Origin of the sequence: Mesorhizobium sp. C089B (genome assembly GCF_030323125.1) — a bacterium.
Taxonomy (GTDB): Bacteria; Pseudomonadota; Alphaproteobacteria; order Rhizobiales; family Rhizobiaceae; genus Mesorhizobium.
In genome coordinates, this window is record NZ_CP100469.1 from 5,165,625 (window position 1) to 5,180,893 (window position 15,269).

13 protein-coding genes are annotated in these 15,269 nt (G+C 62.4%); 5 read left to right on the top strand and 8 right to left on the bottom strand.

Annotation, left to right across the window (positions count from 1 at the left end; translation table 11 throughout):
* Nucleotides 1–315 precede the first annotated feature (315 nt).
* Nucleotides 316–486 (bottom strand): hypothetical protein, encoded by a 171-nt coding sequence (locus NLY44_RS25485; RefSeq protein ID WP_023685143.1) that lies wholly within the window; start codon nucleotides 484–486, stop codon nucleotides 316–318.
* A 165-nt stretch (nucleotides 487–651) separates the two neighbouring features.
* Here NLY44_RS25485 and NLY44_RS25490 point away from each other — a divergent pair, with 165 nt between their 5' ends.
* The gene (locus tag NLY44_RS25490) at nucleotides 652–972 is read left to right on the top strand and encodes a hypothetical protein (protein WP_023807719.1); all 321 of its coding nucleotides are present in this window, start codon (nucleotides 652–654) and stop codon (nucleotides 970–972) included.
* A gap of 381 nt (nucleotides 973–1,353) precedes the next feature.
* Here NLY44_RS25490 and cueR read toward each other — a convergent pair whose 3' ends face one another.
* On the bottom strand, nucleotides 1,354–1,770 hold the full coding sequence (gene cueR / locus NLY44_RS25495) for a Cu(I)-responsive transcriptional regulator (protein ID WP_023672853.1): 417 nt from the start codon (nucleotides 1,768–1,770) through the stop codon (nucleotides 1,354–1,356).
* A 238-nt stretch (nucleotides 1,771–2,008) separates the two neighbouring features.
* Between cueR and NLY44_RS25500 the strand changes: the two genes are divergently transcribed.
* A complete protein-coding gene (locus tag NLY44_RS25500) occupies nucleotides 2,009–2,626 on the top strand; it encodes a L,D-transpeptidase (protein WP_023692663.1) in 618 nt (205 codons plus the stop codon).
* A gap of 182 nt (nucleotides 2,627–2,808) precedes the next feature.
* Here NLY44_RS25500 and NLY44_RS25505 read toward each other — a convergent pair whose 3' ends face one another.
* The 6 genes from NLY44_RS25505 to NLY44_RS25530 all read right to left on the bottom strand — a co-directional run bounded on the left by NLY44_RS25505 (nucleotide 2,809) and on the right by NLY44_RS25530 (nucleotide 11,202).
* Nucleotides 2,809–3,378: a NifU family protein gene (locus NLY44_RS25505; RefSeq protein ID WP_023685140.1), complete on the bottom strand. Its 570-nt coding sequence runs from the start codon at nucleotides 3,376–3,378 to the stop codon at nucleotides 2,809–2,811.
* A 201-nt stretch (nucleotides 3,379–3,579) separates the two neighbouring features.
* Nucleotides 3,580–4,071, bottom strand: a complete 492-nt coding sequence (locus NLY44_RS25510) for a universal stress protein (protein WP_023672856.1) — start codon at nucleotides 4,069–4,071, stop codon at nucleotides 3,580–3,582.
* A 100-nt stretch (nucleotides 4,072–4,171) separates the two neighbouring features.
* On the bottom strand, nucleotides 4,172–5,239 hold the full coding sequence (gene trpS, locus NLY44_RS25515) for a tryptophan--tRNA ligase (RefSeq protein WP_023738118.1): 1,068 nt from the start codon (nucleotides 5,237–5,239) through the stop codon (nucleotides 4,172–4,174).
* 616 nt (nucleotides 5,240–5,855) lie between these two features.
* Nucleotides 5,856–7,454 carry a murein biosynthesis integral membrane protein MurJ gene (gene murJ, locus NLY44_RS25520; protein WP_023806144.1) on the bottom strand — a complete coding sequence of 533 codons (1,599 nt, stop codon included), beginning with the start codon at nucleotides 7,452–7,454 and terminating at the stop codon, nucleotides 5,856–5,858.
* 76 nt (nucleotides 7,455–7,530) lie between these two features.
* Nucleotides 7,531–10,326: a [protein-PII] uridylyltransferase gene (locus tag NLY44_RS25525; protein WP_023725836.1), complete on the bottom strand. Its 2,796-nt coding sequence runs from the start codon at nucleotides 10,324–10,326 to the stop codon at nucleotides 7,531–7,533.
* A gap of 33 nt (nucleotides 10,327–10,359) precedes the next feature.
* On the bottom strand, nucleotides 10,360–11,202 hold the full coding sequence (locus tag NLY44_RS25530; protein WP_023690024.1) for a glycosyltransferase family 25 protein: 843 nt from the start codon (nucleotides 11,200–11,202) through the stop codon (nucleotides 10,360–10,362).
* Nucleotides 11,203–11,378: 176 nt separating this feature from the next.
* On the opposite strand from NLY44_RS25530, the gene NLY44_RS25535 reads away from it, so the two are divergent.
* The 3 genes from NLY44_RS25535 (at nucleotide 11,379) to NLY44_RS25545 (ending at nucleotide 15,251) form a co-directional block, all read left to right on the top strand.
* Nucleotides 11,379–13,886, top strand: a complete 2,508-nt coding sequence (locus NLY44_RS25535) for a heavy metal translocating P-type ATPase (protein ID WP_023806143.1) — start codon at nucleotides 11,379–11,381, stop codon at nucleotides 13,884–13,886.
* A 43-nt stretch (nucleotides 13,887–13,929) separates the two neighbouring features.
* The gene (copM, locus tag NLY44_RS25540) at nucleotides 13,930–14,313 is read left to right on the top strand and encodes a CopM family metallochaperone (RefSeq protein ID WP_023685134.1); all 384 of its coding nucleotides are present in this window, start codon (nucleotides 13,930–13,932) and stop codon (nucleotides 14,311–14,313) included.
* Nucleotides 14,314–14,405: 92 nt separating this feature from the next.
* Complete coding sequence (locus NLY44_RS25545) at nucleotides 14,406–15,251, top strand: aldo/keto reductase (RefSeq protein WP_023806142.1); 846 nt, start codon at nucleotides 14,406–14,408, stop codon at nucleotides 15,249–15,251.
* Nucleotides 15,252–15,269 lie beyond the last annotated feature (18 nt).

Here is a 15,269-nt window from a genome sequence, read left to right on the forward strand (position 1 = left end):
GAGGTCCGGCCGCTTATGTCACTGCCCGAAGCGGCCTTGTCTTCGCCCGGCCTAAGCCCGCCATATCATCAAAAATCGAGGCAGTCAGGGCCTGTTATCGCCGCGGCAAGCGTGGGCCAGTTATGCAGAGGGCCCATGTCCCGCAACAGCCGTTGCACGCCACGCCGCACCAGCATAGCGCGTTCCGACTGGCGGCTATCAGGGCGGATGCATACGAAACCTTGTAAATGACCAAGCCGTATACGAAACGACGACTCGTAAGCGTTAGGCGGAATTTGGTTCCGAATTGGTTACTTCCCTACGGCTGGGTAGCTCCTAGAGCCATTTGATGGCTCCCAGGATCAGCACGACAATAACTGCCATCACTAATTCCAGACCAGGCCTGACCTGCGCACGAAGTTGCGGTGAAAACCGGCATGCCAGCAGGACCCCAAGCCCGCCACCGAGCGGCGTTAGAACCTTGTCGATAAACTCAACGGCATTCATGTCTTGACCCCCAAACCCAAGCGCGAGACTAGCAGGGCCAAGGTCGTGAGCAAATGGGTTTGTCAACCATACAATCGCCTTTCGCAGGGCGACTATATACTTTACAACGCGCCCTGCGGATTGATCCCCGCTATGCTTGAGATAAGCTACCGGGAGGCAAAGCATATGAAGCGTAGAACCGCACTCACCGCGCTGCTCGTATCGTTGGGCACGATAGGCCTAATCTTGCTGGGGATTGGCCTTCTTGCTAGCGCGGGAATCGTAGCTGAGAAGGGTACTTGGCCGCATATTGTCGGTGGCTTCACTGCGGTATTGATGATGCCGATAGCTTTTGTGGCGTTTCTGTCCTGTATGTTTTCAGTTCTGACCACCCTTCTTTTTGCGGCTCTGCCGCGAGAGAAGCTGATCCCCTATCTCAGAGCGTGGCCATTCAAGTTTTTGCTCTGGAAGGAAGTCAGAGAAGAGTTTGAACCTACCTCAAGCTAGGTCTGCTTCTTACTCGTTCGGTCTGAAGGTGGCGGTCGCTTTCGGATTTTGACCCCAGCATCCGCGCGCCTCATCAGACGATTATTCGGTTGACAAACCTGGGTGACGGCTTGGTCCGAGCGTCTTCCGCGATCGCACCATATTCGTCTGGGTGCAGTCTGGTATTGATCCGCAGCGGCCCTATGTCGTGCCGATCGACTTCCGTTCTTAGCTATAAATCTGCCGGACTAAAGTCTTACGTCGTGAGCGCAAAGGTCTGATGTAACCGCTTTGGTTCCGTTCTTGTCCATTGGACGTTCCGTAATTTTAGCCAAATGAGATATAGACATTTGGAGGTTTTTCTTGCGCGTCCGGCGCCCAGTCTATCCCGGCGCCCGTGCTTCAAACCGTGGCCCGCCTGTCTGCGGCCTGCGCAGCCCCCGCAATGTCATCCAAAATCGGGCAATCCGGCCGGTCGTCACCATGGCAGGCCTGGATCAGCGTCTGCAAGGTCGTGCGCATCGACTGCAGCTCGCGCACCTTTTCCTCGATGGCGCTCACATGGGCGGCGGCAATCTCGCGCACATCGTGGCTGGCGCGGCTGCGGTCCCGGTAGAGCGCCATCAGCTGCCGGCAATCGTCGATTGAAAAGCCGAGGTTGCGAGCGCGGCGCAGGAAGGCCAGCCGATGGATGTCGTCGCTGGAATAATCGCGATAGCCATTGCCGGCGCGCGCCGGGGCGATCAGGCCGATCTCTTCATAGTAGCGGATGGTCTTGGCCGGCAGGCCGGACCGCGCCGCGGCGTCGCCTACATTCATTGTGATTCCTCGATGTGGTTCCCTGATTCTAGGCTATCCGACAGGACCGACCATTGTTTTTCCTTCACAATCCCGTGAGTCCTGTTGCCGAAATGCCATAGTTGACGGCTTACCGGCACGTAAGCTCCTGCATATAGGCATCGCGCGCTTGGCAAGCAAAGCAAATGCCAGCATGAATGATTTCAGGAAAAGCGGCCGTAACGTGTCGCGACATCTTGGCGGGGCATCGGACCATTTCATGCGCATGAAGTCATTTGCAATCGTCGCCGCACTTGCGTTGTCGGCCGCGATCTCGGGTTGCAGCACGATCGGCTCGCAGCTGTTCACCAACAACTACGGTTCGGTGAACGATGCAGGCTACCAACTGCCGCGCATCCCGATCGAGAGGGTGCCGCTGAAGTACCACCGGCAAGAGGTAAACTACGACACCTCGGAAAAGCCGGGCACCATTGTCGTCGATACTCAGAACAAGTTTCTCTACTTCGTCGAAGGCGACGGCCGGGCGATCCGCTACGGGATCGGCGTCGGCCGCGAAGGCTTTGAATGGCACGGCACCGCCCATATCGCGCTGAAGCGCGAATGGCCTACCTGGACGCCGCCGCGGCAGATGATCCAGCGCCAGCCGGAGCTAGCGAAGTTCGCGAGCGGCATGGAGCCGGGCCTGAAGAACCCGCTCGGCGCGCGCGCCATGTATCTGTTCAACAAGGGCGGTGATATGGGCTACCGCCTACACGGCAGTCCGGAATGGAATTCGATCGGCAAGGCGATGTCGTCAGGCTGCATCCGGCTGATGAACCAGGACATCATCGACCTCTACGACCGCACGTCGGTCGGCGCCAAGGTCATCGTGATGTAGGACCATGATCCGGAACCGAGGTCCACGAAAGCGAAAAGTGGAACCGGTTTTCGGGAAGATCATGGTCAAAGAAGGCGTTACCCTTCGTACGCGGACCGTCTAGGCAACAACGGACGTCCAAAACAGAAAACCGGGCAATCTGGCCCGGTTTTTTGTTGCTCGCTCGAATGCGTGAAGGGGTCTTAGGAGACCTGCTCGACCTGCTGTACTTCCGGCACGAAGTGGCGGAGCAGGTTCTGGATGCCGTGCTTCAGCGTCGCCGTCGAGGACGGGCAGCCGGCGCAGGCGCCCTTCATGTGCAGGAACACGGTGCCGTTCTCGAAGCCGCGGAAGGTGATGTCGCCGCCATCCTGGGCAACCGCCGGGCGCACCCTGGTGTCGAGCAATTCCTTGATGGTGATGACCAGTTGCTCATCGGCCTTGTCGTAGAATTCGCCGGTCTGGCTGGTCTCGGCGGCGGGGCCGGCGTTGACCATGACGGGCGCGCCCGACATGAAATGCTCCATGATGGCGCCCAGGATCGCCGGCTTCAGGTGCTGCCAGTCCGGGCCGTCCTTGGTCACGGTGATGAAGTCATAGCCGAAGAAGACGCCGGTCACGCCGGGGATCTCGAACAGGCGGCCGGCCAGCGGCGAGGCGCTGGCTGCACTGTCGGCGTCGCGGAAATCGGCGGTGCCTTCGACAAGCACTTCCTTGCCGGGCAGGAACTTCAGCGTTGCCGGGTTCGGCGTCGATTCGGTCTGGATGAACATGGCCGTCTCCGTGCCCCAGTCGGGCAGCTAGTTTGGAATAGTTCTAAATAGGCTCAATCGGCTGTACATTCAAGCGAAACGCATCGCTCAAAATGGCTGGCTGGCGGAATGTTTTTGCTGGCTGGGAAGGAATCCCGCGCGGGCTATAAATCCAGGATCGTGATGTTATCCGAACCGCTTCACACTTTCCCGCATCACTCTCTACGCGAGGCTGTCAATCTCCTCGTCCGAAAGGTTCTGCGGCACCACCGTGACGGGAATAGGGAAGGCGGCGCCCTTGCCGGCAACAGCCCCGACCAGCGGCCCGGGTCCTTCCTTGCCGGCACCTGCCGCCAGCACCAGGATGGCGATGTCCTGGTCTTCCTCGATCAGCTTGTGGATCTCTTCGGTCGGCTTGCCTTCGCGCACCACCATCTCGGGCTCGATGCCGAGCTTCTGGCGCACCTTGTTGGCGTAGCCGTCGAGTGCCGCGCGCGCCGTGGCGTTGGCTTCCTCGCGCATGATCTTCTCGACGCCCAGCCAGTGCTGAAAGTCGTCCGGTGTGATGATGTAGAGCAGCACCAGCGTGCCGCTGGTGCTCTGCGCCCGCTTGGAGGCGTAGGCGACGGCGCGCTCGCACTCGGGCGTGTCGTCGATGATCGTCAGGAATTTCCTGCGATGGCCGGCTTCGCGACTGAGGCGTTTGGAGACCATGTCTATCTACTCGATGTTTCGGCCGCAATCTGCCACCGCGACAGACCGGCGGCAAGCCGCCGGCCTTGGGCCAGAATGGTGCGGTGCACTGACGGTAGGATCAGCCCTGCAACAGGCCGATAATGTCGCGTACCGTCTTCATGGTGGTCCCAGCCAGCGCGCCGGCGCGTTCGCCGCCGTCTCTCAGCACCGCGTCGACATAGGCGCGGTCTCCCTCGATACGGCGCATCTCGCCGGCGATCGGCGCCAGTTTTTCCACGGCAAGGTCGGCGAGCGCCGGCTTGAACACGGAAAACTGCTGGCCGCCGAATTCCTTCAGCACGTCCGCCTTCGACATCTCGGCCAGCCCGGCATAGATGCCGACCAGGTTTTCCGCTTCCGGGCGGCTTTCCAGTCCGTCGGCTTCGCTTGGCAACGCTTCCGGGTCGGTCTTGGCCTTGCGGATCTTCTTCGAGATGGTGTCGGCATCGTCGGTCAAATTGATGCGCGACAGGTCGGACGGGTCCGACTTCGACATTTTCTTCGAACCGTCGCGCAGGCTCATGATGCGCGCCGCCGGCCCGCCGATCACCGGTTCGGTTATCGGGAAGAACCCGTTTACCGTCTCTTCGCCGACCTGCATCTCGACGCCGACGCCAAGACTGGCGATGCGGCTCGAAAAATCATTATTGAACTTTTGCGCGATGTCGCGGGTCAGCTCCAGATGCTGCTTTTGGTCCTCGCCCACCGGCACATGGGTGGCGCGGTAGAGCAGGATGTCGGCCGCCATCAGCGAGGGATAGGCAAGCAGGCCCAGCGAGGCGTTCTCGCGGTCCTTGCCGGCCTTGTCCTTGAACTGCGTCATCTTGTTCATCCAGCCGATGCGCGCCACGCAATTGAAGATCCAGGCAAGCTCGGCATGCTGCATCACCCGCGACTGGTTGAAGACGATGTGCTTCTTCGGGTCGATGCCGGAGGCAAGGAAGGCCGCGGTGATCGAGCGGGTCTGGTCTGCGAGGTCATCATGGACGAGCTGTGCCGTCAGCGAATGCAGGTCGACGACGCAATAGATGCAGTCTGACGTGTCCTGCAGGGCGACGAATTTCTTGATGGCGCCGAGATAGTTGCCGAGATGCAGATTGCCGGTCGGCTGTACCCCGGAAAAGACGAGCTGTTTGAAGGCGGTCATGATGTCCTCATGGCTTGTGGAGGGCCGTATAAGCGTGATTCCGAAAAGTTGCAGACTTTTCGGAGCCAATCACGCGGCTGGAAACCACGCGCGGCGAAAGTCTTGCGACGGCGCGCTTATGGACGAAGGGGCGGAGAGGATCAAGAGGCGGGGATGGCGCGGTCGCGTCTGATGCCCCTGTATATTGACCTGACAGGCTGGCGCCGCCCCTCATTGTCCTGCGGACATTTCTTCCCGTATAGAGAGGGGGAGAAAAACGCCGTCATCGCCCGCTTTCGCCAATCGCCAGAGAAAGCGCTGGCGCCATGTTCAGCCTCTTTCTCCCCGTTCGTTCACGGGGAGAAATGCCCGGCAGGGGAATGAGGGGCCGCGCTGACATCGACATTTATGATATATTTGAACCTGCATTGCATATCATCGGATGAGAAATCGATGCCCGCTGTCAACAACGAGGAAGCCCCAAAGCCCCGACAGGACCACGAGACGCCGCTTGAAACAGCGGCGCGGCTTCGGGCCGAATTCGGGGTCGAGCTTAGCAAACAGGCACCCGAACCGCTGCCACGCTCGGTTTACGACAAATTGTCTGCCGAAGTTTAACCAGGTTCTACGGTTAGGCTTACGGATCTGGAGACTGTTCCGTGACCGGCGGTGTGCCCTTCCGTCCAATATTGCGCCGGATCATGCCGAAATCGGCGCCGCCGGTGGCAAAGGCCGTGATGAAGTAGAGCAGAGCGCCGCCGGCCACGAGAGCCAGCAGCGTCGTTGCCTTGATCACCAGTGGCGAGCCGGGGCCGAGCCTGACGGCCAGCCAATGCTCGGCGAAATAGAGCGCCACCGCCATCACCGCCGCCGACAGCACAAGACGCGGAATGCGCTTCAACAGCGGCACGTCGCGGCCCCAATGGCCACGTCGGATCAGCACCGCAAGCAGCATCACCGCGTTGACCCAGCCGGCGACGGCCGAGGCCACCGCAATGCCGGGCGCGCCCATTTTCGGGAACAGCGTCAGCGCGGTGATCACGTTCACGCCGACCGAGATGGCGGCGAACATCATCGGCGTGCGCGTGTCCTCGCGGGCGAAATAGCCGGGAGTGAAGGCCTTGATCAGCACGAAGGCCGGCAGGCCGAGGCCGAAAATCGCCAGGATCGCGGCCACCGTCGGCGTCGAGCCGTTGGCGGCGAAGGCGCCGCGCTCATAGACCAGCCGCACGATCGGCTCCGCCATTACCCAAAGGGCCGCCGCCGCCGGCAAGGTCATGAACAGGGTGAACTCGACCGAGCGGTTCTGCAGATTGGCCGCCTCGACCAGATTGCCCGATTTCAGCGCCCGCGACAGTTCCGGCAACAGCACGATGGCGACGGCAACGCCGACGACGCCGAGCGGCAGCTGGTAGATGCGGTCGGCGTAAGCAAGCGACGACACGGCGCTGTCCTGCGCCGACGCGATCGCCGTGCCGATCAGCTGGTTGATCTGGGTGATGCCGCCGGTGATCGCCGCCGGCAGCGCCAGGATCAGCAGGCGCTTGACGTTGGGCGTCATCTTCGGCCGGCGAAAGCCGATGGCGATGCCGGCATTGCGCACCGCCACCCAGACGATGGCAAGCTGCACCAGCCCCGCCGCCAGCACGCCCCAGGACAGGCTGAAACCAACCTCACGGGCATCCATGCCGTGGTACCAGGCGTAGCCGAGCACGCTGATCAGGATGATGTTGAGGAAAGCCGGCGCCACGGCAGCCGCGAAATAGCGGCGCAGCGAATTCAGCATGCCGGCCATCATCGCTGCGAGCGACATGCAGATGAGATACGGGAACATGATCGTCGCCAGCAGGACGGTCGTCTCGAACTTACCCGGCGTGTCGGCAAAGCCCGGCGCCACGAGATAGCGCACGATCAGCGGCATCGCCAATTCCATGACGATGGTCAGCGCCAGAAGTGCGGTGAACAGGACGCCGAACACTTCCTCCGAAAAACGCTTGGCGCCCTCGGTGCCGTGAGTCTCGATCTCCTTGGCAAACAGCGGCACGAAAGCGGCGTTGAAGGCGCCTTCTGCAAACAGCCGGCGAAACGTGTTGGGAAACTGAAAGGCGGCGTTGAAGGCGTCCGCCACCGGCCCGGTGCCGAGTGCGGCCGCCATCAGCATTTCGCGGCCAAAGCCAAGGGCGCGGCTCATCAGCGTGCCGGACGCAACCGTGGCGAATTTCTTGACGAGGCTCATGCGCGGGGAGATTGCCTGGATGATTGGGACAAAGGGGATGATTGGGACAAAGGGGGTGATTGGGACAAAGTGATGGTCACTCGGCCGCCGCCTTGGCCTTGCCGCCGCGCTCCGGGACAACGCCTTCAAGTGCCGCGATCAGCCTTGTGTGGATGGCGGCGGTGCGCGCCGGATTGTCGATCTTCTGCCCCGTCAGGTCGGTGACATAGAAAGTGTCGATCACCTTCTCGCCGAAGGTGGTGATGTGGGCCGAGGCGATGTCGAGCGAGAGATCGGACAACGCACTGGTGATTTCCGACAACAGCCCAGGCCGGTCCAGTCCCTCGACCTCGATCACCGAAAACCGGTTCGACAGCGTGTTGCGGATTTCGGCGCGCGGCGGAATCTTGAACACCTTGGCGCCGCGACGCGGCCGGGTGCGCTTCTCGATCATCTCCGGCAACCAGCTCTTGCCCGACAGCACGTCCTCGATCAGCCGGCCGACGCGCTCGGCGCGACGGCGCTCATCCTCGTCGCGGTCGAATTCCCGTGAGATCAGGATGATGTCCAGCGCGCGGCCGTCGGACGTGGTGAATATCTGCGCGTCGACGATGTTGCCGCCGGCGCCGGCACAGGCGCCGGCAATAACTGAAAGCAGGCGCGGATGATCCTGCGCCAGCACGGTGATCTCGGTCACCGCCTCGAATTGGTGCGTCCTGACCACGGTGGCGAGCTTCTTGCCTGCCGCGTCGGCTTCGCGGATGAATTCGGCATGGCGCAGCTGATCGGGGAGGTCGACCGTCAGCAGATAGTTCTCGTAATGCAGGCCGACATAGCGCTTGCGGGCCTTGTCCGGCCAATCGGCCAGCGCCTCGGCCAGCCGCTCGCGCGCCGCCGCCGTCCGCTTGGCGCGCGACACTTCCGAGAAGCCGCCGGTCAAAAGCAGTTCGGTCTCGTAGTAGAGCGTGCGCAGGAGCTGGCCCTTCCAGCCGTTCCACACGCCCGGCCCGACACCCCTGATGTCGCAGACGGTCAGGATCAACAGCATTTTTAGCCGCTCGACCGATTGCACGATCGAGGCGAAATCCTCGATCGTCTTGCGGTCGTTGAGGTCGCGCGTCTGCGCCGTCATCGACATCACGAGATGGTTCTCGACCAGCCAGGCGACTGTCTCGGTGTCGGCCGCCGACAGCCCCATATGCGGGCAGATGCGGCGCGCGATCCGGGCGCCGGCCTCTGAGTGATCCTCCGGCCGGCCCTTGGCGATGTCGTGCAGCAGCACCGCGACATAGAGCGCCTCGCGGCTCTTCTCTAGCCCCGGCATCAGCGTGTGCGAGAGCGGATGCACCTTTTCGCCGTCGCCGCGCTCGATCTCGGCCAAGACGCCGATGCAGCGGATCAGGTGCTCGTCCACCGTATAGTGGTGGTACATCGAGAACTGCATCATGGCGACTATTCTGCCGAAATCGGGGATCAGCCTGCCGAGCAGGCCGGCCTCGTTCATGCGCCGCAAATTAAGCTCGGCATTGCGGTCCGAGGTCAGGATGTCGAGGAACAGCCGGTTGGCCTCCTCGTCGCGCCGCAGCGACTTGTTGACCAGACCGAGCGAGCGGGTGAGCAGCTTCAGCGCATCGGGATGGAACTCCAGCCCGTGCTTGTCGGCGAACCAGAACAGCCTGAGCAGATTGACCGGGTCGCGCTCGAACACGCTGTCGTCGGCGACGTTGATGCGGTGATTGTCGACAATGAAGTCCGACGTGCCTGCCAGCTTGCGCTTGCGGCGCTGGAAGGTGAGGAAGATGCGGTTGAAGCCGGGCACATGCTTGGCCTGCTCTTCCTCGAGCGCGGCGCAGAAGATGCGGGTGAGGTCGCCGACATCCTTGGCGACGAGGAAGTAATGCTTCATGAAGCGCTCGACCGCCGACAGACCGGGATGGGTGGTGTAGCCCAGCCGTTCGGCGATCTCGCGCTGGATATCGAAATGCAGCCGTTCCTCTGGCTTGCCGGTGAGGAAATGCATGTGGCAGCGCACCGCCCACAGGAAGTCTTCGGCCTTCTGGAATTCGCGGTACTCGGCCTCGGTGAAGACACCTTTCTCGACCAATTCCTCGCCGGTGCGCACGCGATAAAAATACTTGGCGATCCAGAACAGCGTCTGCAAATCGCGCAGGCCGCCCTTGCCGTCCTTGACGTTGGGCTCGACCAGATAGCGGCTTTCGCCGGCCTTGGCATGGCGATCGTCGCGTTCGGCGAGCTTGGCCTGCACATATTCCGGTCCGGTGGTGCGCACCACTTCATGGTCGAAGCGGGTGAGCAATTCGTCGAAGAGCTTCTGTTCGCCCCACAGGAACCGCGCTTCCAGGATCGTGGTGCGGATGGTGATATCGCTGCGCGACAGCCTGAGACACTCGTCGATGTTGCGGGTGGCGTGGCCAACCTTCAACCCGAGGTCCCACAGCATATAGAGCATATATTCGACGATCTGTTCGCCCCACGGCGTCTGCTTGTAGGGCAGCAGGAACAACAGGTCGATGTCGGAGCCCGGCGCCAGCGTGCCGCGGCCATAGCCGCCGACGGCAACGACCGCCATGCGCTCTGCGGTCGAGGGGCTTTTCACCCGGTAGACGTGGGTCGCGGCGAACTCGTAGAGGGCGCGGATGATCTCGTCCATCAGATGCGACAGCCGGGCGGCGCAGGCCGTGCCGCTGCCATCGTCCATCAGCATGCGCTCGGCAACCTTGCGGCCCTCGGTCAGCCGATCCTTCAGCAGCCGGAGCGCACCGACGCGCGCGCCGGGCTCGATGCCGCTGGCCGCCGAGATCAGCGCCGTCATGTCGCGGCGCAAAGCCTCGCTGTCGATCAGCGCGTCGAGCTTGAGGGAGATTTTTGCCATGGATTGCCGGTGGGCCTCGCCTTTGCGCGGCGTCTATAGCGCGTTTTCACGGCGCTGTGTATGGGGCGGACGGACGCGTCGGCCGCGATACCAGAAAGGGATGATCATCTCGCGCCGGAGCCGGAAGAGATCGGCGATCTGCCGCGTCAACCGCCTGGTCTCGATCCTTACCTTGGCGGTGATTGGCCTGGGGCGCCGTTTACCTATCCCGCTTGCCACCCATTCCTCTGTTCGCTCCTGCTTGAGCAGGCTTGGCAATCTCACCGGACTGTCGCCGAGGAATTGTGCCTGCAGGCACAATGCTGGGACGAGTTGGTAAATGACCTTGTCGGACGAGGTAGCAAAACGCGGATTGAAGATGAGGTGATCGACGGGAATGCTGATCTCATTCGTTGCCGCAAGAAGGTCCCGCGCGGCCTGTCTGGACAGGATGTATCCCGCCGTACCGATATGGAGCCCATGCAGTCTGCTCGCAGAAAAACCGTGGCCGCAGGCAACTTGCTTGCGTGAAATTACGGTCCGGTTGAAGAACGTTTCCAACTTGACGATGTCCGCATCGGCGGGAATCCAGCCCGCATCGGCAAGCAAAGCGCCGGCTTTGTCCGGGAAAACGACATCGTCCTCGAAAATCGCCGCGTAAGCATCCTCACCTGCAGCGATCGTCGACCAACACTGTTGGTGGCTGAGCAGGCAGGCAATCTCGGCGTCGGCCAGGCGCAAATGCTTCTTGCCCTGCGGCATTTCGGCCAGATCCGGCCGATCTCGCGCATCGATGGCGGCGACCCGCTCGAAGGCGATGCCGATGCGGGCGAACTCCGCCGTTACATGGGCGAGGCGATCGCGGGACCGATCGAGATTGATAATCAGGCATTTCATTTGGGTGGGATCGATGCAGTGGGACGCGCGTCCATAGCATGGGAACAAAGTTGCGTAAGCGATTTTCCCTCGATGTGCGCGATGACGGCCACGATCGAAAAGTGGAAATCGCCCCTTGACCTTCCAGTTACTGGAAGCACTACCTCCTCACCCAGACAGATATAAGGCACTTTTCGATGGCGCATTCCGAGCATCACCACCACGCGGCCGATGGCAGCTGTTGTGCGGCAAAGGCTGCTGAGCCGGCCGCCGAAGCCGTGGTGCGCGATCCGGTGTGCGGCATGAGCGTCGATCCGGCAGCCGGCAAGCCGACGGCCGAGCATGGCGGCCGTCTTTTTCACTTCTGCAGCGAGGGTTGCCGTACGAAATTCGTCGCCGGGCCTGAAAAATACCTGACCGCCACCGACCCCGTCTGTGGCATGAGTGTCGACCGCGCTACCGCCAGGCATTTTTTCCGCCACGAAGGCCAGGGTTTCTATTTCTGCTCGGCCGGCTGCCGGGCGAAGTTCGAGGCCGAGCCGCAAAACTATCTCGGCGATAGGCCGGCGGCGTCGCCAGTGCCGAAAGGCACTCAATACACCTGCCCGATGCACCCCGAAGTGATAAGAGACAAGCCCGGCTCCTGCCCGATCTGCGGCATGGCGCTTGAGCCGATGGGCGTTCCCACTGGCGATGAGGGCCCGAACCCCGAACTGGTAGACTTCACCAGACGGTTCTGGGTCAGCGCGGTGCTGTCCCTGCCGCTGCTGATCGTTGCCATGGCGCCGATGCTCGGCCTGACGTTCCAGGCGTTTGTCGACGGGCGAACGATGGTCTGGCTGGAATTGGCGCTGGCCAGCCCAGTGGTGCTGTGGGCGGCCTTCCCCTTCTTCCACCGCGGCTGGGAGTCGCTGGTCAACCGCAGCCCCAACATGTGGACGCTGATTTCGCTGGGTGTGGGTGCGGCCTACCTCTACAGCGTCGTCGCCGCACTGTTTCCGGACATCTTTCCGCATCAGTTCCGTGGCCATGGCGGCACCGTCCCGGTCTATTTCGAGGCAGCTTCCGTCATCGTCGCGCTGGTATTCCTCGGTCAGGTGCTCGAATTGCGGGCGCGCGAAAAGACCGGCTCGGCCATCCGTGCGCTGCTCGACCTGGTGCCGAAGACGGCACGGCTGATCGGGGAGGACGGCTCCGACACCGACGTGCCGCTCGATGCGGTCAGGACCGGCGACCACCTGCGCCTGCGTCCAGGCGACGCCGTGCCGGTCGACGGCATCGTAACGGAAGGCCGTTCCTCCATCGACGAATCGATGATCTCGGGCGAGCCGCTGCCGGTCGAAAAAACGAAAGGCGATGCCTTGACCGGCGGCACGCTCAACAAGAACGGTTCGCTGATCATGCGCGCCGAAAAGGTCGGCTCCGAAACGACGCTTTCGCGCATCGTCGAGCTGGTCGCAAAGGCGCAGCGTTCGCGCGCGCCGATTCAAGGTCTAGCCGATCGCGTCTCCTTCTACTTCGTGCCGGCCGTCGTGCTGGTCGCGCTCGCGGCCTTTGCCGCCTGGGCGATCTTCGGTCCCGAACCCAGCTTGATCTTTGCCATCGTCTCGGCGGTCTCGGTGCTGATCATCGCCTGCCCCTGCGCGCTCGGTCTGGCGACGCCGATGTCGATCATGACCGCCACCGGGCGCGGGGCGCACGCGGGCGTGCTGATCAAGGACGCGGCCGCGCTCGAGCGCTTCGCTTCGGTCGACACGTTGATCGTCGACAAGACCGGCACCTTGACCGAAGGCAAGCCTCGCTTGACCGATGTCGTCGCTGCCGAAGGCCTGTCTGAGAATGAATTGCTGGCGCTCGCCGCCGGCCTGGAAAAAGGCTCGGAGCATCCGCTGGCCGAGGCCATTGTCGGCGGCGCCGACGTACGCGGCCTGACGCTCGTTGAGGCCAGCGGCTTCGACGCCGTCACCGGCAAGGGCGTATCCGGCACGGTGTCTGGCAGGAAGGTTTCGCTCGGCAACGCCGCTATGATGGCCGATGTCGGCATCGACACCGCTTCCCTGTCGGCCAGGGCCGAGGCGCTGCAGGCAGAAGGCAAGACGGCGATGTTCGTTGCGGTGGACAAAAAACTGGCCGGCATTGTCGCGGTCGCCGATCCGGTCAAGGCAACGACAGCCGAGGCGATCAGGGCGCTGCACGACAGAGGCTTGCGGATCATCATGGCGACCGGCGACAACGAGCGCACGGCGCGCGCCATCGCCAAAAGCCTTGGCATTGACGAGGTGCGCGCCGGCCTGCTGCCGGAACAAAAGGCAGCCCTTGTCGAGGAGTTGCGTGCGAAAGGTGCCGGCGTAGCCATGGCCGGCGACGGCGTCAACGATGCGCCGGCCCTGGCCAGCGCCGATGTCGGCATCGCCATGGGCACCGGCGCCGATGTCGCTGTCGAGAGCGCCGGCATTACGCTGGTCAAGGGCGATCTCAACGGCATCGTCAGGGCGCGAACGCTCGCGCAGGGGACGATCCGCAACATCCGCCAGAATCTGTTTTTCGCCTTCCTCTACAATGTGCTTGGCGTGCCGGTTGCTGCCGGCGTGCTATATCCGCTCACCGGCACGCTTTTGTCGCCGATGCTGGCGGCGGCGGCCATGAGCCTGTCTTCGGTTTCGGTCATCGCCAACGCATTGCGGCTGCGGACGTTGAAACTCTGAGCAAAGCCCCCAGATACGAATTTCAATCAACAGGAGATCATGGATGACCTTGGCTAAGAAAATCGTGCTTTTGATGATGGCGGCGGGAATGCTGCTTGCCGTTTTCCTCGAAAGCGTCCCGGCGCAATCCGAAGAGATGAAACACGACATGGGCGCGATGGGCGCGCAAGGTCCTTCGACCGACGGCTACAAGGCGGCGATGGACAAGATGCACACCGACATGATGATCGAATATTCCGGCAATGCCGATGTCGATTTCGTGCGCGGCATGATCCCGCATCATCGGGGCGCGATCGACATGGCCAAGGTGGAACTCGCCAATGGCAAGGATCCCGAAATCCGCAAGCTGGCCGAAGATGTCATCGCCGCGCAGGAAGCCGAGATCGCCAAGATGCAGGCCTGGCTCGCCGCCCATCCGGCGAAGTAAGGCAGCAACGACCATGCCGGAGAGATCCATTCTGGATTTCTCTCCGTGGTTGTGATGCCATTCACATCGATTACACGGCGCCAGGAGCCCACATGCCATCGACGATAAGAGCCACCACGCTGCCTTCGGGCGAGGCCGTCCAGGTGCTGGGACAGGGCACATGGAAGATGGGCGAAGATTCCCGCCGCCGCGCCGGGGAGGTCAATGCCCTGAAGCTCGGGCTGGACCTCGGCATGACGTTGATCGACACCGCTGAAATGTATGCCAGCGGCGGCGCCGAGGAGGTGGTGGCGGAAGCCATTGCCGGGCGCCGCGACGAACTCTTTCTTGTCTCCAAGGTATTGCCGTCCAATGCCTCGCGCACCGGCGTGGCGCGGGCCTGCGAAAACAGCTTGAAGCGCCTGCGCACCGACCGCATCGATCTCTATCTCCTGCATTGGCCGGGCAGTGTGCCTCTAGGCGAAACGGTCGACGCTTTCGAGGCGTTGAAGAAGGCCGGCAAGATCCGTCACTGGGGCGTCAGCAATTTCGACACCGACGAAATGGAGGAACTGACCGGTCTGTCGTCTGGAGATCATGTCCAGACCAACCAGGTACTCTACAATCTGTCGCGGCGCGGCCCCGAATTCGATCTCGCGCCATGGAGCCGGCAGCGCGGCATCCCGCTGATGGCCTATTCGCCGGTCGAGCAGGGCGCGCTGGCGCGCAATTCCAGGCTGGAAACCATCGCCGCCCGCCACAACGCCACGGCAGCACAGATCGCGCTTGCCTGGGTGATGGCGCAGCCCGGTGTCATCGCCATCCCGAAGGCCAGCAGCCAGGAGCACGTCCGCCAGAATGTCGCCGCGCACGATATCAGGCTGACGGCCGAAGACCTCGCCGAACTCGACCGCGCCTTTCCACCGCCGACGCGCAAACGCGGCCTGGAGATGATCTAGATTGGAACGGGTTTCGAC